Genomic DNA, 20,323 nt, shown 5'->3' with positions numbered 1-20,323 from the left:
CGGCTGCGCGGTGCCCCCGGCTCCGCGTCAGCTTCATCAGCTCCCCCGCCAATCCGCTACGCAGCCGCCTCCGATGGGCCAGCGCTGGCAGCGGCCCAGCCTGCATCCAGGTTCGATGAGGGCTGAAGTCTGAATGACTTCAGCCACACCGGCTCCGCGCCGCGACTGATCGCACCGCGAAGAGCGATGCCGCTTCACACCCCAAGAGGCAGGTCAGCTTTCTTCAACGTGCGCAGCACAAAGCTGGACTGGCTGTGGCGTATGCCCTTGATCTTGTAGAGCTTCTCGCGCAGCAGACGCTCGTAGTCGCGCGTGTCCTTGACGACGATACGCAACAGATAGTCGTACTCGCCCGATACCAGATGCGCTTCCACGACTTCGGGAATGGTGGCCAGCACCTCGCCGAACTTTTCCAGCGTGTTGTCCGAATGGCTGTCCAGCGTGACCATCACCAGAACCGAATCAGCCAACCCCAAAGCCTGGGGGTTCAGACGCACCGTATAGCCCTCGATCACGCCGGCCTCTTCCATCTTCTTGATACGCGCCCAGCATGGCGATGCGCTCAGGCCCACGGCCGCGCCAATGTCCTGCAGGCTGGCGCGCGCATTGGCCTGCAAGGCAGCAAGAATCTTTTTATCCAAGGTATCCATATCCGTGAATTTACCGCTATTTAATTAAAAACAGAAAATTTTTCTGTAGCAACACTGTATTCACAGAATTTGGAGCAACATTTTCTGCAGCGCAACATGCACACTTGAGTCCATGGAAGCACGTTTACCGACGCAGCAAAACCATTCAACATACCGCGCCGTTTACCGTCAGCATCCGGTTGGTTGATCCGCAGCACGCACACGCAACAGGCCGCATCACTCAAGCACAGTGATGCGGCCTGTTGATTTTTGGACGGATCCATCGCCTGGGCCATGAGCGGCTGCATGAAAAAACCCAGCCGGATTTCCATCGGGCCGGGCTTCCGCCTGGTGCGCAAGACACCTGGCGGATGTTCGTGCTATTTACTGGGCTCACTGCAAAGCAGCTGCGGCTCGCACATGCTTGCGCACCTTGCTGACCTGGCTTTCGCTCACATCCGAAGCCTGATTGCCCCAGCCCTTGCGCAGAAAGCGGGCCAGTGCGTGAAGGCGATTGCCAAGTCGCCAAACACAGCCCGCAGCGGGGCCGAACTCAAGGCGATACCGACCGCAGGGATAGCCTGCGTGGCTCAGGAAACGCCTGCCAGCAGCTTTGCTGTGCATCAGGCATCTGGAGCACGTGGCAGAGAAAACCGGAACGCAGCGCCCCCGCCGTCACCCTCGACCAGATGGATTCTGACCCCGTGCAGCTCCAGCATCTGGTGCACGATTCTCAAGCCAAGCCCTCCGTCGCGGCGGGCGCCGCCGACCGTGAACGGACGCCTGAACAGACCTTCGCGCAACTCCGGCGGAATGCCTGGGCCGGTGTCGCTGACCGTCAACTCCAGTTCCTGGCCCACACCTCGGATGTCTACCCTGATCGACCCGCCTTCAGGGGTATAGCGCAAGGCGTTGTCGAGCAGGTTGCTCAGGACTCGCTCCATCATCCCCAGGTCTGCACGAACCGCCGGCAACTGCGGGGCCAGATCCGCCTGCAGGGAGATATGGCGCGACTCCGCGGCAAGCTCGAACTTCTGAAAAACGTCCTGCACCAGATCCCGCAGCGAGAACGATTCGAACTCGGGCTGCACAAAGCCATACTCCAGCCTCGCCAGCTCGAACAGGCTTTGGGACAACGCACCCACTCTTTGGCTCTGGTCGAGCGCAATGCCCAGATAGCGCCTGCGCTCTGCGGGCTCCAGGCTTGCATCCTTGAGCAGCAAGGTCTCCAGATACCCATGCAAGGACGACAACGGCGTGCGCAGATCATGGGAAACATTCGCGATCAACTCCCGTCGCTCCTGATCCTGTTGCCTCAGAGCCTGCCATTGCTCGCTGATGCGCAGCACCATCTGCCTATAGGCCGAGTCCAGCACGGCGATCTCGTCGCGGCTGTGCTCGGCCCCCTCCGAAGATCGCGCCGGCACCTCAGGTGGAACGCCATGCATGTCGAACTGCCGCACCGATTCGGTCAGTCGCCGCAAGGGGCGTGTGATCAAGGTGAAGGCGAAAAGACCGGCTGCCAGGCATAGCAGTCCCACCATGCCGATCGACAGCAATGCGGTCTTCAGCACCGCGTCTGCGGAGCCTCTGGCGGCAAGCAGATCATGGGCCTCGCCCAGCAACACCACATAGATGAAGCCGACCTCCCTGCCGTTCACGCTCAAGGGGGCTGCGCTGAAGACCTTGCGGCCATCTCGGCTGCGCGGATCGTCGCCCAGGATGGGCAGCATATGACCATCGATAAATCGATGAACCGGCTCCAGGTCAACCCGGTCGCGGCGCAAACGCCCTTCGGGAGCCGCATGACCCGCAATGCGCCCATCGGGCTCCAGCAAGTAGACCTCGACACTCGGGTTCACCATCATCAGCTGGTTGAACAGATTGCGCACCGCGTTCGGCATCAAGCCGTTCGCGTCCGTCAACTGGGCATCACGGGCAATGCTCTCGGCAACGTCGCGGGACAAGGCCTGCACCACCTCCAGTTCATGCATGCGGTTGGAGCGAAGCTGCAGCCAGGCGGAAGTGCCGCTGCAGACCAGCAGCAGCAGGGCAAACACGATCGCCAGCCGCTGAGTCAGGGTGAGGTTCATTCGCGCTCCCCGGCTTCGGCAAACTTGTAGCCGCGTCCCCAGACCGTGAGAATTCGCGTGGGCTGCGCAGGGTTGAGCTCCACCTTGGCACGCAGCCGGTTGATATGGGTGTTGACGGTGTGCTCGTAGCCCTCGTGCTGATAGCCCCAGACCGCATTGAGCAGGTCCATGCGCGAAAACACCTTGCCCGACTGGCGAGCAAAGAAATACAGAAGATCGAATTCCCGGGGTGTGAGGTCGAGATGACGTCCGTTCAGACTGGCATCCCTGGCGACCGGATCCATGACCAGCCCGTTGACCGACAGGCTGCCCGACTCCAGGCGCGCGCTCTGGGCCAGCGCGTCGACGCGGCGCAGCAAAGCCTTGACCCGTGCCACGAGTTCCAGCACGGAAAACGGCTTGGCCAGATAGTCGTCCGCGCCGATCTCCAGTCCCAGAATGCGATGCACCTCGCTGGAGCGGGCACTGATGATGATGATCGGCGTGTAGCGCGTCATGGCGCGCGCACGTCTGCAGATCTCCAGGCCGTCCACGCCAGGCAGCATCAGATCCAGTACCAGCGCATCCCAGCCGCCGCGCTCCAGATGCGCCAGCCCGTCGTCACCGCGGGCGCAATGCACGACCTCCAGCCCCTCATCGCGCAGGTGAAGCGAAAGCAGATCGGCGATATGGGCGTCGTCCTCGACCAGCAAAATGCGACGGGCAATGGTCATGGGTAATCAGGTCTCCGGGGCAGTTGATGCAGCACGGCGGCGCAGTGCCGCCTGATTTCACATTGTGCTCAAACTGCAGGCGGGGAGTTATCACGTTTTTTTTAACTTTGCGTGAGGACTTCGAGACCCGCACTTCCTAAGCTCGAAGCCATCGAACCCTGAAAGCCGATGCCATGACCACCCGACGCCACATGCTGCTGGGCGCCGCAGCCTCCGCCGCTGCGCTCTGCGCCGCAACGTTCAACCGCCGCGCCACTGCTGCGACCGAGTCCTTCGAAATCAGCTACACCGACGCCCAATGGCGTGCCCGGCTCAGTCCCCAGCAATATGCCGTGCTTCGTCAGGAGGCCACGGAGTCTCCGGGCAGCAGTCCGCTCAACAAGGAGCACCGCCCGGGTATCTTTTCCTGCGCCGGCTGCTCCTTGCCCTTGTTTGCCTCCACCACCAAGTTCGAAAGCGGTACCGGCTGGCCGAGCTTCTGGAAGCCCCTGGACAATGCCGTCGCCACCCGCAAGGATCGGAGCTACGGCATGGTGCGCATCGAGGCCCACTGCCGACGCTGCGGCGGTCACCTTGGCCACGTCTTCGAGGACGGGCCGCCTCCGACAGGCCTGCGCTACTGCATGAACGGTCTTGCGCTGACTTTCACGCCCAAGCCCGCTTGAGGAGAAACAGGTCATGCTGCTGATCGTCCTTGCCTATCTGGGCGGCGTGCTGACCATCGTCAGTCCCTGCATCCTGCCCGTGCTGCCCTTCGTGTTCTCTCGCGCGAATCAGCCCTTTGTGCGCAGCGGCCTGCCATTGCTGGCAGGCATGGCGCTGACCTTTGCGGTCGTTGCCTCTCTCGCGGCCGTAGGCGGCGGCTGGGTGGTGGCTGCCAATCAATATGGCCGCTGGCTGGCTCTGGCGCTGGTGGCCGTTTTCGGGCTGACCCTGTTGCTGCCGCATCTGTCGCAGCGGCTGACCCGTCCATTGGTGACTGCCGGATCGCGCCTGTCCGAGTCGGTGCAGCAAGACGGCACACCGAAGATGGCCTCCTCCGTATTGCTGGGAGTCGCGACGGGGCTGCTGTGGGCTCCATGCGCCGGTCCCATCCTGGGACTGATACTGACCGGTGCCGCCTTGCAGGGCGCCAACACGACCTCAAGCTTGCTGCTGCTGGCCTATGCCGCCGGGGCAGCGACCTCCATGGCTGCGGCTTTGCTGCTGGGGGGCCGGGTATTTGCCGCGCTCAAGCGCTCGCTGGGTGCCGGTGAATGGCTGCGACGCGGCCTTGGGGCTGCCATGCTCGCAGGCGTTGCAGCCATCGCACTGGGAATCGACACCGGCGTGCTGGCCCGACTGTCAACGGCATCCACCGGCGGCCTGGAGCAGCAACTGGTCGAGCACCTGAACCAGCCGCAGAGCGACGACCAGCTGGCCATGCGTGGCAACCCGGGCACGATGATGCAGGCACCATCCCTTGCACCTGCTGACGGGGCTGCCATGATGGCTACGGGAGCGGCCATGCGCATGAGCGGGCCGTCCAGCACAACTCAGGCCCTGCCCGACGAAGGCATCGCGCCGCCCCTTGACGGTGCGACCCAATGGCTCAACTCCAAGCCTCTGGGCGAGCAGGACCTGAGAGGCAAGGTGGTGTTGGTGGATTTCTGGACCTACTCCTGCATCAACTGTCTGCGCACCCTGCCCTATGTGAAGGCCTGGGCCGAAAAATACCGCGACCAGGGCCTGATCGTGATCGGCGTGCATGCTCCCGAGTTCGCCTTTGAACGCGACATCGGCAACGTGAGCAAGGCCATGAAAGATCTGGGCATCAGCTATCCGGTGGCCGTGGACAACCAGTATGCGATCTGGCGCGCCTTCCGCAACCAGTACTGGCCTGCTCACTACTTCATCGATGCCACGGGACGCATACGCCACCACCACTTCGGCGAGGGCGGCTATGCAGAGTCTGAACGGGTGATACAGCAGCTTCTCAAGGAAGCAGGCAGCACCCGTTCGGCCATGGGCCTGACGCAGGTGGATGCGGCAGGTGTGCAGTCGGCCGCCAGCATGGATGAGGTCGCCTCGCCCGAAACCTATCTGGGCTATGAGCGCGCCGAGAACTTCACCTCTATTCCCCAAGCCGTGCACGACAGAACGACCACGTATCTGGAGCCACAAGAGCCCAGGCTGAACACCTGGGGCCTGGCCGGTCAATGGATGGTGGGGGCGGAAAGTGCCTTGCTGACCGGCGCTTCGGGCCGCATCGTCTACCGCTTCAAGGCGCGTGACCTGCATCTGGTGCTGAGCCCCGGCCCAGACGGAAAACCCGTGCGCTTCAAGGTCAGCATCGACGGCAAACCGCCCGGCGATGCCCACGGCGTGGACGTGGCGAGCAACGGTAGCGGAACCGTTACCGGACAGCGACTGTATCAGCTGGTGCGCCAGTCTGGTGCCGTTGCCGAGCACACCTTCAGCATCGAATTCCTTGACAGCGGCGTTTCCGCCTATGCCTTCACCTTCGGATGACCATCATGAACACCAGCCTCACCTCAGCGACTGTCTCGAACCGACGTAGCCTGCTCCAGACCATGGCAAGCAGCATCGTTTTGCTGGGCAGCGGACTGCTATGGCAGCCAACCGCCTTCTCGGCCGAGGATGCAGTTCGCATTCCTGCACCAGCCGCGGATCTTCCAGCCGCAGGGCAATCCCCACAACGTGCCATCTTTGCCGGCGGCTGCTTCTGGGGAGTGCAGGGCGTTTTCCAGCATGTCAAAGGCGTGCAACGTGCTGTCTCGGGCTATAGCGGAGGCGCGGCCTCCAACGCGTCCTATGAGCTGGTCAGCCGGGGTAACACCGGCCATGCCGAATCGGTAGAAGTCACCTTCGATCCGTCCCAGGTCAGCTACGGAGCGCTGCTGCAGATATTTTTCTCGGTCGTCCATGACCCCACCCAGCTCAACCGGCAGGGGCCTGACACCGGCACGCAGTACCGGTCGGCCATTTTCGCGACCAGTCCCGAGCAACTCAAGACGGCACAGGCCTATGTCGCGCAGCTTGACGCGGCACACCTGTATCCGAAGCCCATCGTCACCCGCCTCGAAGGCAAGGCCAGCTTCTATCCGGCCGAGCTCTACCATCAGGACTTCATGACCGAAAACCCGCGTCACCCCTATATCGTCTTCAATGATCTGCCCAAGGTGAACAACCTCAAGCGCCTCTTCCCAGACCGCTACCGGAGCGATCCGGTGCTGACCAAGAAAGCGCATCCGTAGCAGTCCGACACTGCAAGCCTGACAGGGCTAGTCTGAAGGACAGCCGTGGCGCACCCGCCACGGGCGATGCAGAGCAGTTTGCCTACAATTTGATGCATGCAGCAAAGCCCCTCCTCCTCAACCAATACGGGTGCCGCAGTGGAGCGGCTCGTCCAGCTCTACGAACAACTGGCTCCTGACCATTTGCAGCGACTCGACAGCTATTACGCGAGCGATGCGCACTTCAAGGATCCATTCAACGAGGTGCGCGGCGTGACCGCAATCGCCGGCATCTTCGCCCATATGTTCGACACGCTGCAAGAGCCGCGTTTTGTCGTCACCGAGCGGCTGGTACAGGAGAGGCAGGCCTTTCTGGCCTGGGAATTTCGCTTTCGCCTGCGGCGCTGGCGCCCCGGTTCCGAGCAATGCATTCGCGGTGCCAGCCTGCTGCACTTTGATGCACAAGGTCTTGTCTGCCAGCATCGTGATTACTGGGATGCGGCTGAAGAACTTTATGAGAAGCTGCCTTTGCTTGGAATCTTGATGCGCTGGCTGCGCAAAGCAGGTTCCGCTTCCAGGAAAACGCCCCATGCTCACCGTTCATCACCTTGAAACTTCGCGCTCGCAGCGCATACTCTGGTTGCTTGAGGAGCTCGGTGTTCCTTACGAATTGCGTTGCTACCAGCGCGATCCCGGAACTCGCCTGGCACCGCCAGAGCTCAAGCGCGTGCATCCGCTGGGCAAATCGCCGGTGATCAGCGATGGTGGCATCGTCGTCGCCGAATCAGGCGCGATCATCGAATATCTGGTTGAGCGCTACGGCCATCAGCCGCCTTCCGAGCTTTCGCACCTTGAGCCCCTGCGAGGCACCAAAGAATACCGTGAGTGCCGCTTCTGGATGCACTATGCCGAGGGTTCGCTGATGAACTGGCTGGTGATGAAACTGGTCTTCGACACCATCGCGCGCCAGCCCATGCCGTTTTTCGTGCGCCCCATCGCCCGTGCTCTGTGCAAGCGGGTGCAGCAAAAACTCATTGCGCCCAATGTACAGACAGCGTTGGCCTTCATGGACCGCCACTTGGTAGAGCATCGCTGGTTTGCCGGCGAGCATTTGAGCATGGCCGACTTCCAGATGAGCTTTGCCGTTGAAGCGGCTCTGGTCCGCAGCGAAAACGAGAACGCCTGGCCTCATCTGATCGCCTATCGCCAGCGCATGCATGAGCGTGCTGCATACCAGCGAGCCTTGAGCAAGGGCGGACCGGTCGTCATGCAATCCTGAGGCAGCGACAGACTCCCGCCAAGCGGATCGAGCCGTTGCCAGGGCAGCACCAGGAGCGGGCGTATCTGCCCGCGCTGGCTCCTCAGCGCGCCACCGCCAGCCCGTCAAACGTGGTGCTCGTCACCCAGTCGATGATCTGCGCCTGCGTGTACTGACCCGATTCCTTGAGCAGGGCCACGACGGGATCGCAGGCTCGTGCGAACAGCGTATACAGCACCAATTCGGGGGGCAGCGCGGGCTGCAGTTGGCCGCTGGTCTGGGCTTCCGTGATCCAGATGCTGAGCCGATTGCTCAGGGCAATCAGCCGGTCCATGTAGGCATCGTTGGATTGCAACGAGGCGCTGAGATTCGAGTTCTGCGCCGGCAGTGAAGGCATTTCCCCCTCCAGCTGCGTCTGCATGGCCCAGCGCGTCACGGCCTTGAGCTGATCCAGCGGGCGCGTGGGCGCACCGGCCTCGGCCGCCTGACTTGCCTCGTCGCGCAGCCCCTCCACGAAGGCCAGAGCACGGTCCAGCACGCCGACCATGGCGGCTCCCGCCAGTTCCTCCTTGGAGGTGAACAGCTTGTAGAGGCTGGCCTTGGCCATGCCGGCTTCGGCAGCGACCTCATCCACCGTCATGGCGTCATAGCCCTTGGTGGCCAGCAGCCGGTTGACGGCTACCACGATGGCCTGCTCACGCACGCGTTGTATCTGCTGTTTGATGGAGGAGCGGCTTGTCATGTGCGTATTTTAGACCTGATAGGCCACACCTCGTACTAGATAGTACAAAGTAGAAATGTTTGGTTTATAGTTTGAACTCATCAGTTCACAGTTTGGCCTTTATGGTCTAAACTGGCGGCAAAAGCAGGAAAGGCATTCCCATGTATCGCATTGCAGTCATAGGGTCAGGGGTTGCGGGTCTGGCAGCTGCCCGGCGGCTGGCCGAAACTCCGGGTGGACATCGCGTGACGCTGCTGGAGGCCGGTGGCCATTTCGGAGGCCATGCCAACACCGTGGATATGACGCTGGATGGTGTGAGCCAGGGGGTGGACACAGGCTTTCTGGTCTTCAATCACCGCACCTATCCGCTTTTGACGCAGCTGTTCGAAGAGCTGCAAGTGCCTACAGCGGCCGCCGAAATGTCGTTCTCGGTGCAGGTACCGCAGGCCGATGGACGTGAAGGCCTCGAATGGAGTGGCAGCTCACTGGGATCTGTCTTCGCTCAGCGCAGCAATCTGCTGCGCCCCCGTTTTCTGAAGATGCTGGCCGAGATCCTGCGCTTCAATCGTCTGGCCACACACATCGCCCGGGAAGGCGACGAAGCCGGCCTGCACAGCTCCATCGAAGTCTTTCTGGATGAGCACGGCTTTGGCACCGCCTTCCGGCAGGACTACCTGCTGCCCATGATGGGTTGCATCTGGTCCTGCCCAACGGACCAGATGCTGCGCTTTCCTGTGGCCACGCTGATTCGCTTTTGCCACAACCATGGCCTGATCCAGGTCTCGAACCGGCCGCAGTGGCACACGGTGCGCGGCGGCTCGCGCCAGTATGTGCGGCGCATGCTCAGCGCGCTGCAACAAGATGGCAGCCACGAGGCCCGTCTGAACGCGCCCGTGCTGGGCCTGCGCCGCGTGGCGCATGGCGTGCTGCTGCAGATGGAGCATGGCACGGAACACTTCGATGCCGTGGTGCTGGCCTGCCACAGCGACCAGGCCCTGCGCCTGCTGGGCCTCGATGCCACGCCGCAGGAGCGCAGCGTGCTGGCAGCCATACGCTATCAGCCCAACCAAGCCGTGCTGCACACCGATGCCAGCGTGCTGCCGAGTCGCAAGGCGGCCTGGGCAGCCTGGAACTACGAGCGCGCGGCCGCTGCGGGGCGCGATCAGACAGGTGTATGCCTGCACTATCTGATCAACCGCCTGCAGCCTCTGCCATGGCAGCAGCCCGTGATGGTCTCGTTGAACCCGGTGCGTCCCATCGACGACAGCAAGGTTCACGCACGCATAGAGTACAGCCACCCGGTGTTCGACCTGGCGGCCATCAGGGCACAGGCTCAGGTGGGCGCTCTGCAGGGTCTGCGCAGGACCTGGTTTTGCGGTGCCTGGTGCGGCTACGGATTTCACGAAGACGGCCTGCGCTCGGGGCTGGACGCGGCCGATGCTCTGCTGGACGCCTTGCCCAAGCTGCCTGTCAATCCTGTCATCAGGGGGGCAGCATGAACGCCCGCCCCCTCATCGGCTTCGGCCAGGTCTGGCATCGCCGCCTGCGGCCCGTCGAACATGCCTTCCGATATTCCGGTTACTTCCTCATGCTGCCACTGCGCAGCTTGCGCACGCAGCCGGAAGCCGTGCTGCGGCGCAACCGGCGTGGCTGGATCAGCTTTCACGACAGCGACCACGGCGAGGGTGGAGCCGACGCCCTGGCCTGGTTCGAGCAACTGCTGCACAGCGAAGGCATTGACGATGCCGACGGCGAAGTCTGGCTACACACCTTTCCGCGCGTACTGGGCTATGTGTTCAAGCCCGTGAGCTTCTGGTATGCCCACCGCAGCGATGGCTCGCTGGCCGCCGTGCTGGCTGAAGTCAACAACACTTTTGGCGAGCGTCATGCTTATCTGCTGGCCGGCCCGGACCTGGCCTGGGGCCGCGAGCAGATGGCACGCAAGCAATTCCATGTCTCGCCGTTCTGCGAAGTGCGCGGCGAGTACCGCTTCCGCTTCGAGCGCAGTGACAAGCGCACCCTGGTGCGCGTGGACCTGCATGACGAAAACGGCCCGCTGCTGCAGACCAGCGTGGGCGGCACGCTGCATCCGCTGGACCGGACCACCGTGCGCCGCGCCTTCTTCGGCACTCCTTTGATGACGCTGGGCGTGATCGCCCGTATCCACTGGCAGGCGCTGCGCCTATGGGCCAAGCGCCTGCCCTTCCATGGCAAACCCACAGCGCCCGAGCGCTTTGTCACACGATGAACACCACTGCCGCCCCTTTGCTGAGCCGCCCTGCCGCAGTGCCGCGCCGCACGCCTGCGCGGGCACGCCAGGTGCTGAACCTGCTCGAACGTCTGCCTCGTGGACAGCTGGACCTGGAGCAGCCCGACGGCCGCCTGCTGCACCTGCCTCAGATGCGCTCGGCATCCGGCCTCGCTGACGCACATTGCGTGCTGCACGACTGGCAGGCACTGGAACGAACCCTGAAGTCGGGCGATATCGGTCTGGCCGAGGGCTATATCGCCGGCGAATGGGACAGCCCCGACCTGGCTGCGCTGCTGCGGCTGTGCATGTCCAACCGCGACCATGTGCAAAGCCTGATCTACGGCAGCTGGTGGGGCCGCTTGGGCTACCGCCTGCGTCACCTGCTGCAGCGCAATACGCGGGCCGGCAGCGCCAGAAACATCCATGCCCATTACGATCTGGGCAATGACTTCTACCAGCTGTGGCTGGACCCGGGCATGAGCTACAGCGCTGCCTGGTTCGAGGGCCGCACGGGCGAGTCGATGCAACAAGCCGACCTGCAGGCAGCCCAGCAGGCCAAGTTCAGGCGCACGCTGGACGAAATACGGCTGCAGCCCGGCCAGCGCCTGCTGGAGATCGGCTGCGGCTGGGGTGGCCTGGCCGAGACGGCAGCGCGCGACTTCGGCGCCCGGGTCACGGGCGTGACGCTGTCGCGCGAGCAGCTGAACTGGGGGCAGCAGCGCATGCGGCAGTCCGGTCTGGCCGATGCCGTGGAGCTGCGCTACCAGGACTACCGTGACCTGCCTGCTCTGCATGCCAGCCAGCCCTTCGATGCCATCGTCTCCATCGAGATGTTCGAGGCCGTGGGCCGCGAATACTGGCGCGGCTACTTCCAGACACTGCGCGACTGTCTCAAGCCCGGGGGCCTGGCCTGCATACAGACCATCACGCTGCGCGAAGACCTGTTCGCGCGCTATCTGCGGTCCACCGACTTCATACAGCAGTACATCTTCCCGGGCGGACTGCTGCCCAGTATTTCCGCCTTCGAGCAGGAAGCACAGCGTGCCGGTCTAGTGGTCGAGCAGCATATGGCCTTCGGCCGCGACTATGCGGAAACGCTGCGCCGCTGGCGCCAGTCCTTCGAGCACCAACTCGACGCCGTGCACTCCCTGGGCTTTGACGAGCGCTTTGTACGCATCTGGCGCTTCTACCTTGCCTATTGCGAGGCGGCCTTCGACACCGGCAACACCGATGTCGTCCAGTTCACGCTGCGCAGGCCCCTGCCATGACTGCCCCTCAACCCCGTGCGCACCGCCGCCAGGCCTTGGCCTGGGGCGCAGCCTGCGTTCTTGCCCCTTCACTGACCGCCATGTCCAACCTGATCCACGCCATGACCCCGACAGCAGATCTGCCCACCGAACTGCGCAGCACGCTGCCTGCCGGACGCCTGGTGGGCAAAAGCGTGCTGCGCTTCTTCGGCCTGCGCGTCTATGAGGCACGGCTTTGGGCCGCCCCCGGCTTCCCTCCCGAAGACTACGCCCGGCACCTGTTTGCGCTGGAGCTGGTCTATGACCGCAAGCTCGAAGGCACAGCCATTGCCGAGCGCTCTATCGCCGAAATGCGCAGAGTGGGCAACTTCACCGAGGAGCAGGCCCGGCAATGGCTGGAGCTGATGAAACAGGCCTTCCCCGACGTTCAGGCCCAGGACCGGCTGCTGGGCCTGAACGACGGCCGGGGCGAAGTGCGCTTTTTCCACAACGGCCGCCAGACTGCGCAGCTGCGCGATGCTGAGTATGCACGCCTGTTTTTCGGCATCTGGCTGTCGCCTCAGACGTCAGCCCCTGCCATGCGCAGCTCACTGCTGGGCCTGGGCTGAGCGCCAGCGGAGCACCTCATGACTTCGCATACAGCCACCGCCCCCCTCCTGCCTTGGCGCACAGGGCTGGCGTATGGCGCGCTGGCCGCGCCGCTGGCCTTCGCCTCCCTGCCGCTGTATGTGAACCTCCCCTACCACTACGCCAGCGTGGCGGGCGCTCCGCTGGCGGGACTGGGCGCCGTGCTGCTGGCCACAAGGGCCTTCGATGCCCTGATCGACCCAGCCATAGGCCGCTGGGTCGACCGGCTTCTGCACCGGGGCGTGGTTTGCACCGCAGGTGCGGCTGCCCTGGCCAGCCTGCTGATGGCGCTGGGCTTCGGTGCCCTATGGCATCCGCCTTTCGATTCTCAGGACACGACGGGCCTGCTGGGCTGGCTTGCCTGCAGCCTGCTGGTGTGCACGCTGGCCTATAGCGTGCTCGCCATTCTTCACCAGGCATGGGGCACGCGCTGGGGCGGGGAGCCCGCCTGGCGTGCGCGTGTCACGGCCTGGCGCGAGGGGGCCAGTCTGACGGGTGTGCTGCTGGCCAGCATGCTGCCGGCCTGGCTGGGACTGGATGCGACCACAGGCTTTCTCGCTCTGGGTCTGGCACTGGGCCTGACCGGCCTGTTGCGGCTCAAGACCCCGGTTCCAGCACAGCAGCCGCCGCAGTCCGTTACCGGGCCTGCGCCCTCACCATGGGCCAATGCAGGCTTCAGGCGGCTGCTGACGATCTTCATGGTCAACGGGGTGGCTGCCGCCATTCCCGCCACCCTGCTGCCTTTCTTCGTGGCAGACCGGCTGCAGGCCTCGGAACTGCAGCCGTTGCTGCTGCTGTGCTTTTTCGGTGCTGCGGCCCTGGGCCTGCCGCTATGGGTGAAAGCCGTTTCACGCTGGGGTCTGGCACCCAGCTGGCGGGCCGGCATGCTGGCCAGCGTGCTGGCCTTTGGCTTCACACCCTGGCTGGGCGAAGGCGACGGCATGGCTTTTGCCGTGATCTGCCTGGCCAGCGGGCTGGCCCTGGGCGCGGATCTGGCCCTGCCGGGCGCATTGCTGACGGGCGTGATACACGAATCCGGCGCAGGCGGCCGCAGCGAAGGCCGCTACCTGGGCTGGTGGACCTGCGCCACCAAGCTCAATCTGGCCCTGGCTGCGGGTCTGGCCCTGCCCCTGCTGTCGGCAGCCGGCTATCGCAGCGGTACCAGCGAGTCTGCTGGGCTGCAGGCGCTGGCTTGGGCCTATGGCGGCCTGCCTTGCCTGCTCAAGCTCGCAGCAGCGGCCCTGCTCTGGCGCGCCGAGCGTCTGCATTCTTCCTGGAGGCACACATGAGCCACACCATCCGATCCACCTCGTTTTCGCCACTGCGGCGCGCCTGCCTGGGCGCGGCCTTGGCACTGAGTCTTGCGGGCTGCGCCGGGCCTTCCGTGCAGGACTATGCCAGGGAGCAGCCGCAACTGGACCTGCGCCAGTATTTCAACGGGCCACTGACCGCGCACGGCATGTTCACGGACCGCTCGGGCAAGGTGGTCAAGCGCTTCACAGTGCGCATGACAGGCAGCTGGAAGGGCGACGAGGGCACGCTGGACGAGCACTTCGTCTACAGCGACGGCAGCACGCAGCAGCGCATCTGGCATCTGCGCCACCTGGGCGACGGGCGCTACAGCGGCCGCGCCGACGACGTGGTGGGCGAAGCCCAGGGCCAGAGCGCAGGCAATGCCATCCACTGGAGCTATGTGCTCGCCCTGCCCGTGAATGGAAGAGTCTGGAATGTCAGCATGGATGACTGGATGTACCTGATCGACGGACGCACCCTGCTCAACCGCACCGCCATGAGCAAGCTGGGCCTGCACCTGGGCGATGTGACACTTGCCATCGTCAAGGAGTGATGATCATGTCGCTGCTCTGTGCACGGCTGAACCCTCCACTGCGCGACTGGCAGGGTCGCTCGGCCTGGATTCTGGGAGCCTCGTCGGGGATAGGCCACGCCACGGCCGACGCACTGCACAAACAAGGAGCCCGAGTGATCGTTTCTGCGCGCCAAGGCGACGCCTTGCAGGATTTCGTGCGCAGCCACGACGGCTGTCTGGCCCTGCCGCTGGACGTGACCGACGCTGCAGCCCTGACTGCAGCAGCCCGGGCGGTGCAAGTTCATTGCGGCAAGGCTCCCGACCTGATTCTCTATTGTGCAGGCCGCTACAAGCCCCAGCGCGCCACGGAGTTCGAGCTGTCCGAGATGCAGCAACACCTGGCCGTGAACTATGGCGGCGCCCTGCATTTGCTCGATGCCGTGCTTCCGATGCTGCTGGCCGCCGGGCAAGGCCATCTGGCACTGGTCGGTTCGGTGGCCGGCTATCGCGGGCTGCCGATGTCCCTGGCCTACGGCCCGACCAAGGCGGCACTCAACAACCTCGCCGAGAACCTCTATCTGGACCTGCACGACCGGGGCCTGGGTGTATCCATCATCAACCCCGGCTTTGTCGATACGCCGCTGACAGCGCAGAACCGCTTCAGCATGCCGGCCCTGATCGACGCCGACGAGGCTGCCCAGCATATGCTGCAAGGCTGGGCCCAGGGACGCTTCGAGATGAATTTTCCACGTCGCTTCACACGCTGGATGCGTCTGCTGCGCTGCCTGCCCGATGCCTGGTATTTCGCGGCCGTGCGCCGCATCACCGGCAACTGACGGCCTGGCCCTGCGCACGCTGCCGATGCCGAGCAGGCGCTCTGCCACGCAGCCATGCTTTTGAGCACACGGCGCCCGCCCGATCCCAACGGCTCGGGCGCGAGTCCGAACACCGCAGGTCTGGAGCAGCTCGGCATGCATCAACGGGACGAATGCGATACGCATTCCCAAAACCAAAAAACCCTCTTGAATCATTGACTCAAGAGGGTTTGATATCTGGTGGGTGATACATGGATCGAACATGTGACCCCTGCCGTGTGAAGGCAGTGCTCTACCGCTGAGCTAATCACCCGATAAGCGTTATTGTATCAGGGATTGGCGCTCACATTTTCAAAGTTTCGCCAAGCGGTCTTGCCACCGCTGGATTTATCCATCTGCTTGAGCACCTCATCGTGGGCCGCCTGCTCCTGCTCGTTGGCACGCAGCACCGGCAGCTTGAAGCTGCTCAGGTCCACCGAGGCAACAATCATCGTCCCGGCCGCCGGGGCATCTGCAGGCTCCTCTGTCATGAGCAAGGCATCTTGCCCGCGCGTCAGATTGATATAGACATCCGCCAGCAGCTCCGCATCGAGCAAGGCGCCGTGCAGCGTACGGTTGGAGTTGTCGACACCCAGACGATCACACAGCGAGTCCAGCGAGTTGCGCTTGCCCGGATACATCTCCTTGGCCATGACCAGAGTGTCAATGACGCCCCCCACGCACTGCTTGAGCGGCGGACGCTTGGCCAGCTTGAGCTCGTTGTTCAGAAAGCCCAGGTCGAACGGTGCATTGTGGATGATGAGTTCTGCGCCTTGCAGATACTCCCAGATCTCGTCGATCTTTTCCTCAAAGCGCGGCTTGTCCTTGAGGAACTCGGTCGTGATGCCGTGCACGCGCAGGGCATCTGGGTGGCTGTCGCGACCCGCATTGAAGTACAGATGCAGATTGTTGCCGGTGAGCTTTCGGTTTACCAGCTCCACGCAGCCCAGCTCGATCAGGCGATCGCCATCAATGGCCGACAGACCGGTGGTTTCTGTATCCAGAACAATTTGGCGCGACATTCAATTTCTCTCCGTTAGCTGTGGCGCTCACATCGCCCTATTTTCAAAAGCTGGCGTCGACCACACCAGAGACAGCAAGCAAGCGCCGCCGCGCAGCGAGGCTGTCGTCCCCCTCCCGAAGAGAGAGGGGGAAGCGGCAAAGCCGCTCAGGGGGTCAGTGATTTTCCTTGGCGTGATTGATGGAGTACTTGGGGATCTCCACCGTCACATTCTCGCGCGCCAGAATGGCCTGGCAGGACAGGCGCGACTGAGGCTGCAGGCCCCAGGCCTTGTCCAGCAGGTCTTCTTCCTCTTCCTCGGCCTCGTTCAGGGAGTTGAAGCCCTCCTTGACGATGACATGACAGGTCGTGCAGGCGCAGCTCATGTCGCAGGCATGCTCGATATTGATGCCGTTGTCCAGCATGGCTTCGCAGATCGAAGTGCCGACGGGAGCTTCGATTTCTGTTCCGTTGGGGCAGTACTCGGCGTGAGGAAGAATTTTGATGATGGGCATTGTTCTGTTTATGAATTAAATGGTGTTGACACTCTTGCCGGCCAGCGCCTGCTGGATGCTGCGATTCATGCGTTCGGCCGCAAACGACTCGGTTCCCTTGGCCAGGGCCTGCGTTGCGCCTTCCACGACGGCAGGATCATCGCTGGCGACGGCCGCGCGCAACGCTGCCATCAGGCCGTCGATGCTGTCGCGCTGCTCGGCGCTGAGCACATCGCCATCCACGTCCAGCGCGCTCTGTGTGGCCAGCAGCATGCGATCGGCATCCACGCGGGCCTCGACCAGGGCGCGGGCCTTCATGTCTTCCTGTGCCGTGGCAAAGCCGTCCTGCAGCATCTGGGCGATCTGGTCGTCGGAAAGACCGTACGAAGGCTTGACGTTGATATGCGCTTCGACGCCGCTGGTCTGCTCCTTGGCACTGACGGACAGCAGACCGTCAGCGTCGACCGTGAAGGTCACGCGGATGCGCGCCGCACCAGCGGCCATGGGCGGAATGCCGCGCAGCTCGAAACGCGCCAGGCTGCGGCAGTCCGCCACCAGGTCACGCTCGCCTTGCACCACGTGAATGGCCAAAGCAGTCTGGCCATCCTTGTAGGTCGTGAAGTCCTGTGCGCGGGCCGTGGGAATGGTCTCGTTGCGCGTGATGATGCGCTCGGACAGGCCGCCCATGGTTTCCACGCCCAGCGACAGCGGGATCACATCCAGCAGCAGCAAATCGCCGGCAGTATTGTTGCCGGCCAGCTGATTGGCCTGAATGGCAGCGCCCAGCGCCACCACTTCGTCAGGATTGAGATTGGTCAGCGGCTCGCTGCCGAAGAAGTCGGCCACAGCCTGGCGAATCTGAGGCATGCGGGTGGAGCCGCCAACCATGACCACGCCCTGCACCTCATCGCGGCTCAGGTCTGCATCCTTGAGCGCGCGGCGCACGGCCGCAAGGCTCTTACTGGTTAAGTGAGCAGTCAGCGCAATGAAATCCTCACGCTTGACATCAAAAGACACTGAACCCGAGGAAACATCAGCGGTAAACGCTACAACTTCTGATTCAGTCAGGGCCTGCTTGCAATTGCGCGCGGCAATACGCCAGGCGGTCTTGTCTGCCGCCGACTCCAGCTGCGTGCCGGTCCTTTCTGCCACCCAGGCCGCCAGCGCGTCATCGTAGTCGTCGCCGCCCAGGGCCGAGTCGCCGCCGGTTGCGATCACTTCGAACACGCCCTGTGAAAGACGCAGCACCGAGATATCGAAGGTGCCGCCGCCCAGATCGTAGACGGCGTAGACGCCCTCTGCCGCATTGTCCAGGCCATAGGCAATGGCTGCCGCCGTGGGTTCGTTGATCAGGCGAAGCAAATTGATACCGGCCAGCTTGGCCGCATCCTTGGTGGCCTGGCGCTGGGCATCGTCAAAATACGCGGGCACGGTAATGACGGCGCCATAGAGCTCGTCGTCAAACGTGTCTTCGGCGCGAAAACGCAGGGTCGCCAGAATTTCGGCGCTGATTTCCACGGGCGTCTTGGCACCGTCCACGGTCTCGATGGAGATCACGCTGCTGTCCCCGGCACCGAAGCGATAAGGCAGCTTTTCGGGCGACTCGATATCGGCCAGGCTGCGCCCCATGAAGCGCTTGGCCGAGCTGATGGTGTTGACGGCGTCCTGAGCCTGCGCAGCCTTGGCATCGAAGCCAATCTGGCGGCGGCCCATTTCCATGTAGCGCACTACCGAAGGCAGCAGCACACGCCCCTGATCGTCAGGCAGGCATTCGGCCACGCCATTGCGCACGGCGGCGACCAGAGAGTGCGTGGTGCCCAGGTCGATACCCACGGCAATGCGTCGCTGATGGGGGTCGGGGGATTGGCCGGGCTCGGAAATCTGCAAAAGCGCCATGAAATTCTTCTTTTGAAACGTCTGAGGCCAGCGTGGCTGGCCCGCTCAAGATGGATACGCCAAGCACCAAGGGCGCAAAGCGTTGCTCTGGGTCTTATTGTCCCAGTTGATCGCGACGGCGATCCACATCTTGCGCAAATCGCGCAACAAACATGAGGGCTCTCACCTGCTGCACGGCAGCTGCGGCATCGCCAGCCTCGTCAAGCAGGCGCGCGCATTCGCCAAGCATCTGCTTCTTGGCGGCCAGCATCTCGGCCTCCAGGGCATCGAGTTCCTGCTCGCTGGCTGCATCCTCCAGCGCTTCGCGCCACTCCATCTGCTGCATCAGGAATGCCGCAGGCATGGCCGTATTGTCTTCGGCGCGCACCGGCGCACCTGCCAGCTCGCAGAGATAGGCGGCGCGCTTGAGCGGATCCTTCAGACGCTGATAGGCCTCGTTGATGCGTACCGACCATTGCATGGCCACGCGCTGCGCGGCAGCGCCCTGAGCGGCAAAACGGTCGGGGTGCGCTTCGCGCTGCAGCTCTTTCCAGCGTGCATCGATCTGGCTGCGCTCCTGCGCAAACTGCCGCGGCAGGCCAAACAATTCAAAGTCGTCAGATTGCAGATTCATGGCATTAAAAAACCGCCTGCAGCAAAGCTGAGGCGGCTTCCTTTACTCAAAACCAGGGAGCTGACCAAGAGGCCAGAGACACCGAGCAAAAGCCGCCTTGCGGCGAAGGTGTCGTCCCCCTCTGGGGGAAGCCGCAAAGCGGCTCAGGGGGAGTCAGATTCTAAAGCTCTCACCACAACCGCAGCGATCACGCTCGTTGGGGTTGTGGAACTTGAAGCCTTCGTTCAGGCCTTCGCGGACAAAGTCCAGTTCCGTGCCGTCGATATAGGCCAGGCTCTTGGGGTCGATCAGCACCTTGATGCCATGGTCTTCAAACACCACGTCATCGGGCTGGACCTCGTCCACATACTCCAGCTTGTAAGCCAGACCGGAGCAGCCGGTGGTTTTCACGCCGAGGCGCACGCCAATGCCCTTGCCGCGACGTGAAAGATAGCGGTTCACATGACGGGCAGCCGCCTCGGTCATTGAAATGGCCATGGCCTTAGGCTTCCGTTGCCGTGCGCTTTGCGCGGTAGTCGTTCACAGCAGCCTTGATGGCGTCTTCAGCCAGGATGGAGCAGTGAACCTTGACCGGCGGCAGCGCCAGCTCTTCAGCGATCTGGCTGTTCTTCAGGGCCGCAGCCTCGTCCAGCGTCTTGCCCTTGACCCATTCGGTCACCAGCGAAGACGAGGCGATGGCAGAGCCGCAGCCATAGGTCTTGAAGCGTGCATCTTCGATCACGCCGGTGGCGGGATTGACCTTGATCTGCAGCTTCATCACGTCGCCACAGGCGGGCGCACCCACCATACCCGTGCCCACGGAGTCATCGCTCTTGTCGAACGAGCCAACGTTGCGGGGGTTTTCGTAGTGGTCAACCACTTTTTCGGAGTAAGCCATGGTGTCT

Annotated in this window: 24 protein-coding genes and 1 tRNA gene; 12 read left to right on the top strand and 13 right to left on the bottom strand. The window is 63.2% G+C overall.

The window, feature by feature from the left end; all coding sequences use genetic code 11:
* Positions 1–194: 194 nt before the first annotated feature.
* From QYQ99_RS24340 to QYQ99_RS24320, 5 genes are all read right to left on the bottom strand, one after another.
* On the bottom strand, positions 195–650 hold the full coding sequence (locus QYQ99_RS24340; protein ID WP_003054244.1) for an Lrp/AsnC family transcriptional regulator: 456 nt from the start codon (positions 648–650) through the stop codon (positions 195–197).
* A 20-nt stretch (positions 651–670) separates the two neighbouring features.
* A complete protein-coding gene (locus QYQ99_RS24335) occupies positions 671–961 on the bottom strand; it encodes a hypothetical protein (RefSeq protein ID WP_302090374.1) in 291 nt (96 codons plus the stop codon).
* A gap of 61 nt (positions 962–1,022) precedes the next feature.
* Positions 1,023–1,253, bottom strand: coding sequence for a hypothetical protein (locus tag QYQ99_RS24330; RefSeq protein ID WP_302090373.1), 231 nt, complete (start codon positions 1,251–1,253; stop codon positions 1,023–1,025).
* On the bottom strand, positions 1,253–2,722 hold the full coding sequence (locus QYQ99_RS24325; protein WP_302090372.1) for a sensor histidine kinase: 1,470 nt from the start codon (positions 2,720–2,722) through the stop codon (positions 1,253–1,255). Before QYQ99_RS24325 ends, QYQ99_RS24330 begins: the two co-directional genes overlap by 1 nt.
* Positions 2,719–3,435 (bottom strand): response regulator transcription factor, encoded by a 717-nt coding sequence (locus tag QYQ99_RS24320; protein WP_301445582.1) that lies wholly within the window; start codon positions 3,433–3,435, stop codon positions 2,719–2,721. The genes QYQ99_RS24325 and QYQ99_RS24320 overlap by 4 nt, the downstream gene beginning before the upstream one ends.
* Positions 3,436–3,608: 173 nt before the next feature.
* Between QYQ99_RS24320 and msrB the strand changes: the two genes are divergently transcribed.
* The 5 genes from msrB to QYQ99_RS24295 all read left to right on the top strand — a co-directional run bounded on the left by msrB (position 3,609) and on the right by QYQ99_RS24295 (position 7,950).
* Positions 3,609–4,100 (top strand): peptide-methionine (R)-S-oxide reductase MsrB, encoded by a 492-nt coding sequence (gene msrB, locus QYQ99_RS24315; RefSeq protein WP_302090371.1) that lies wholly within the window; start codon positions 3,609–3,611, stop codon positions 4,098–4,100.
* 13 nt (positions 4,101–4,113) lie between these two features.
* Positions 4,114–5,946, top strand: coding sequence for a cytochrome c biogenesis protein DipZ (locus tag QYQ99_RS24310; RefSeq protein WP_302090370.1), 1,833 nt, complete (start codon positions 4,114–4,116; stop codon positions 5,944–5,946).
* A complete protein-coding gene (gene msrA, locus QYQ99_RS24305; RefSeq protein ID WP_409817433.1) occupies positions 5,943–6,692 on the top strand; it encodes a peptide-methionine (S)-S-oxide reductase MsrA in 750 nt (249 codons plus the stop codon). The genes QYQ99_RS24310 and msrA overlap by 4 nt, the downstream gene beginning before the upstream one ends.
* Positions 6,693–6,788: 96 nt before the next feature.
* A complete protein-coding gene (locus QYQ99_RS24300) occupies positions 6,789–7,283 on the top strand; it encodes a nuclear transport factor 2 family protein (RefSeq protein WP_302090368.1) in 495 nt (164 codons plus the stop codon).
* The gene (locus QYQ99_RS24295; RefSeq protein ID WP_302090367.1) at positions 7,261–7,950 is read left to right on the top strand and encodes a glutathione S-transferase family protein; all 690 of its coding nucleotides are present in this window, start codon (positions 7,261–7,263) and stop codon (positions 7,948–7,950) included. Before QYQ99_RS24300 ends, QYQ99_RS24295 begins: the two co-directional genes overlap by 23 nt.
* A gap of 82 nt (positions 7,951–8,032) precedes the next feature.
* Here QYQ99_RS24295 and QYQ99_RS24290 read toward each other — a convergent pair whose 3' ends face one another.
* Complete coding sequence (locus QYQ99_RS24290) at positions 8,033–8,671, bottom strand: TetR/AcrR family transcriptional regulator (protein ID WP_302090366.1); 639 nt, start codon at positions 8,669–8,671, stop codon at positions 8,033–8,035.
* A 140-nt stretch (positions 8,672–8,811) separates the two neighbouring features.
* Between QYQ99_RS24290 and QYQ99_RS24285 the strand changes: the two genes are divergently transcribed.
* Genes QYQ99_RS24285 through QYQ99_RS24255 form a run of 7 tightly spaced genes read left to right on the top strand, consistent with a single transcriptional unit; the run spans position 8,812 to position 15,418 of the window.
* On the top strand, positions 8,812–10,149 hold the full coding sequence (locus QYQ99_RS24285; RefSeq protein ID WP_302090365.1) for an NAD(P)/FAD-dependent oxidoreductase: 1,338 nt from the start codon (positions 8,812–8,814) through the stop codon (positions 10,147–10,149).
* Positions 10,146–10,898, top strand: coding sequence for a DUF1365 domain-containing protein (locus QYQ99_RS24280; protein ID WP_302090364.1), 753 nt, complete (start codon positions 10,146–10,148; stop codon positions 10,896–10,898). The genes QYQ99_RS24285 and QYQ99_RS24280 overlap by 4 nt, the downstream gene beginning before the upstream one ends.
* Entirely contained in the window at positions 10,895–12,169 is a 1,275-nt protein-coding gene (locus QYQ99_RS24275; protein ID WP_302090363.1) for an SAM-dependent methyltransferase, read from the top strand. Before QYQ99_RS24280 ends, QYQ99_RS24275 begins: the two co-directional genes overlap by 4 nt.
* Positions 12,166–12,756: a hypothetical protein gene (locus QYQ99_RS24270; RefSeq protein WP_302090362.1), complete on the top strand. Its 591-nt coding sequence runs from the start codon at positions 12,166–12,168 to the stop codon at positions 12,754–12,756. Before QYQ99_RS24275 ends, QYQ99_RS24270 begins: the two co-directional genes overlap by 4 nt.
* Before the next feature lie 18 nt (positions 12,757–12,774).
* Positions 12,775–14,064: an MFS transporter gene (locus tag QYQ99_RS24265; RefSeq protein WP_302090361.1), complete on the top strand. Its 1,290-nt coding sequence runs from the start codon at positions 12,775–12,777 to the stop codon at positions 14,062–14,064.
* Entirely contained in the window at positions 14,061–14,621 is a 561-nt protein-coding gene (locus tag QYQ99_RS24260) for a DUF3833 domain-containing protein (RefSeq protein ID WP_302090360.1), read from the top strand. Before QYQ99_RS24265 ends, QYQ99_RS24260 begins: the two co-directional genes overlap by 4 nt.
* Before the next feature lie 5 nt (positions 14,622–14,626).
* A complete protein-coding gene (locus tag QYQ99_RS24255) occupies positions 14,627–15,418 on the top strand; it encodes an SDR family NAD(P)-dependent oxidoreductase (protein ID WP_302090359.1) in 792 nt (263 codons plus the stop codon).
* A 217-nt stretch (positions 15,419–15,635) separates the two neighbouring features.
* Here QYQ99_RS24255 and QYQ99_RS24250 read toward each other — a convergent pair.
* From QYQ99_RS24250 to iscU, 7 genes are all read right to left on the bottom strand, one after another.
* Positions 15,636–15,710: transfer RNA gene (locus QYQ99_RS24250), tRNA-Val, on the bottom strand.
* 16 nt (positions 15,711–15,726) lie between these two features.
* Complete coding sequence (dnaQ, locus tag QYQ99_RS24245; protein WP_302090358.1) at positions 15,727–16,458, bottom strand: DNA polymerase III subunit epsilon; 732 nt, start codon at positions 16,456–16,458, stop codon at positions 15,727–15,729.
* A gap of 154 nt (positions 16,459–16,612) precedes the next feature.
* Entirely contained in the window at positions 16,613–16,951 is a 339-nt protein-coding gene (fdx, locus tag QYQ99_RS24240; RefSeq protein WP_003054218.1) for an ISC system 2Fe-2S type ferredoxin, read from the bottom strand.
* 15 nt (positions 16,952–16,966) lie between these two features.
* Positions 16,967–18,826: a Fe-S protein assembly chaperone HscA gene (gene hscA, locus QYQ99_RS24235; RefSeq protein WP_302090357.1), complete on the bottom strand. Its 1,860-nt coding sequence runs from the start codon at positions 18,824–18,826 to the stop codon at positions 16,967–16,969.
* 94 nt (positions 18,827–18,920) lie between these two features.
* A complete protein-coding gene (gene hscB, locus QYQ99_RS24230) occupies positions 18,921–19,439 on the bottom strand; it encodes a Fe-S protein assembly co-chaperone HscB (protein WP_291604266.1) in 519 nt (172 codons plus the stop codon).
* 153 nt (positions 19,440–19,592) lie between these two features.
* Positions 19,593–19,916: an iron-sulfur cluster assembly protein IscA gene (gene iscA / locus QYQ99_RS24225; protein ID WP_003054214.1), complete on the bottom strand. Its 324-nt coding sequence runs from the start codon at positions 19,914–19,916 to the stop codon at positions 19,593–19,595.
* A 4-nt stretch (positions 19,917–19,920) separates the two neighbouring features.
* Positions 19,921–20,316: a Fe-S cluster assembly scaffold IscU gene (gene iscU, locus QYQ99_RS24220; RefSeq protein ID WP_003054213.1), complete on the bottom strand. Its 396-nt coding sequence runs from the start codon at positions 20,314–20,316 to the stop codon at positions 19,921–19,923.
* Positions 20,317–20,323: the final 7 nt, after the last annotated feature.

Origin of the sequence: Comamonas testosteroni (assembly GCF_030505195.1) — a bacterium.
GTDB classification, from domain to species: domain Bacteria; phylum Pseudomonadota; class Gammaproteobacteria; order Burkholderiales; family Burkholderiaceae_C; genus Comamonas; species Comamonas testosteroni_G.
The sequence above is the reverse complement of the archived record's forward strand: the minus strand, read 5'-3'. Positions and strand labels throughout refer to the sequence as shown.

Coding starts and splice junctions, on each gene's coding strand:
- QYQ99_RS24335 (WP_302090374.1), bottom strand. CDS start 961: ATGGAAATCCGGCTGGGTTTTTTCATGCAGCCGCTCATGGCCCAGGCG.
- QYQ99_RS24330 (WP_302090373.1), bottom strand. CDS start 1,253: ATGCACAGCAAAGCTGCTGGCAGGCGTTTCCTGAGCCACGCAGGCTAT.
- QYQ99_RS24340 (WP_003054244.1), bottom strand. CDS start 650: ATGGATACCTTGGATAAAAAGATTCTTGCTGCCTTGCAGGCCAATGCG.
- QYQ99_RS24290 (WP_302090366.1), bottom strand. CDS start 8,671: ATGACAAGCCGCTCCTCCATCAAACAGCAGATACAACGCGTGCGTGAG.
- QYQ99_RS24285 (WP_302090365.1), top strand. CDS start 8,812: ATGTATCGCATTGCAGTCATAGGGTCAGGGGTTGCGGGTCTGGCAGCT.
- QYQ99_RS24270 (WP_302090362.1), top strand. CDS start 12,166: ATGACTGCCCCTCAACCCCGTGCGCACCGCCGCCAGGCCTTGGCCTGG.
- QYQ99_RS24260 (WP_302090360.1), top strand. CDS start 14,061: ATGAGCCACACCATCCGATCCACCTCGTTTTCGCCACTGCGGCGCGCC.
- QYQ99_RS24275 (WP_302090363.1), top strand. CDS start 10,895: ATGAACACCACTGCCGCCCCTTTGCTGAGCCGCCCTGCCGCAGTGCCG.
- QYQ99_RS24255 (WP_302090359.1), top strand. CDS start 14,627: ATGTCGCTGCTCTGTGCACGGCTGAACCCTCCACTGCGCGACTGGCAG.
- QYQ99_RS24280 (WP_302090364.1), top strand. CDS start 10,146: ATGAACGCCCGCCCCCTCATCGGCTTCGGCCAGGTCTGGCATCGCCGC.
- QYQ99_RS24265 (WP_302090361.1), top strand. CDS start 12,775: ATGACTTCGCATACAGCCACCGCCCCCCTCCTGCCTTGGCGCACAGGG.
- fdx (WP_003054218.1), bottom strand. CDS start 16,951: ATGCCCATCATCAAAATTCTTCCTCACGCCGAGTACTGCCCCAACGGA.
- hscB (WP_291604266.1), bottom strand. CDS start 19,439: ATGAATCTGCAATCTGACGACTTTGAATTGTTTGGCCTGCCGCGGCAG.
- QYQ99_RS24300 (WP_302090368.1), top strand. CDS start 6,789: ATGCAGCAAAGCCCCTCCTCCTCAACCAATACGGGTGCCGCAGTGGAG.
- iscA (WP_003054214.1), bottom strand. CDS start 19,916: ATGGCCATTTCAATGACCGAGGCGGCTGCCCGTCATGTGAACCGCTAT.
- iscU (WP_003054213.1), bottom strand. CDS start 20,316: ATGGCTTACTCCGAAAAAGTGGTTGACCACTACGAAAACCCCCGCAAC.
- QYQ99_RS24310 (WP_302090370.1), top strand. CDS start 4,114: ATGCTGCTGATCGTCCTTGCCTATCTGGGCGGCGTGCTGACCATCGTC.
- msrA (WP_409817433.1), top strand. CDS start 5,943: ATGACCATCATGAACACCAGCCTCACCTCAGCGACTGTCTCGAACCGA.
- hscA (WP_302090357.1), bottom strand. CDS start 18,826: ATGGCGCTTTTGCAGATTTCCGAGCCCGGCCAATCCCCCGACCCCCAT.
- QYQ99_RS24325 (WP_302090372.1), bottom strand. CDS start 2,722: ATGAACCTCACCCTGACTCAGCGGCTGGCGATCGTGTTTGCCCTGCTG.
- QYQ99_RS24295 (WP_302090367.1), top strand. CDS start 7,261: ATGCTCACCGTTCATCACCTTGAAACTTCGCGCTCGCAGCGCATACTC.
- QYQ99_RS24320 (WP_301445582.1), bottom strand. CDS start 3,435: ATGACCATTGCCCGTCGCATTTTGCTGGTCGAGGACGACGCCCATATC.
- dnaQ (WP_302090358.1), bottom strand. CDS start 16,458: ATGTCGCGCCAAATTGTTCTGGATACAGAAACCACCGGTCTGTCGGCC.
- msrB (WP_302090371.1), top strand. CDS start 3,609: ATGACCACCCGACGCCACATGCTGCTGGGCGCCGCAGCCTCCGCCGCT.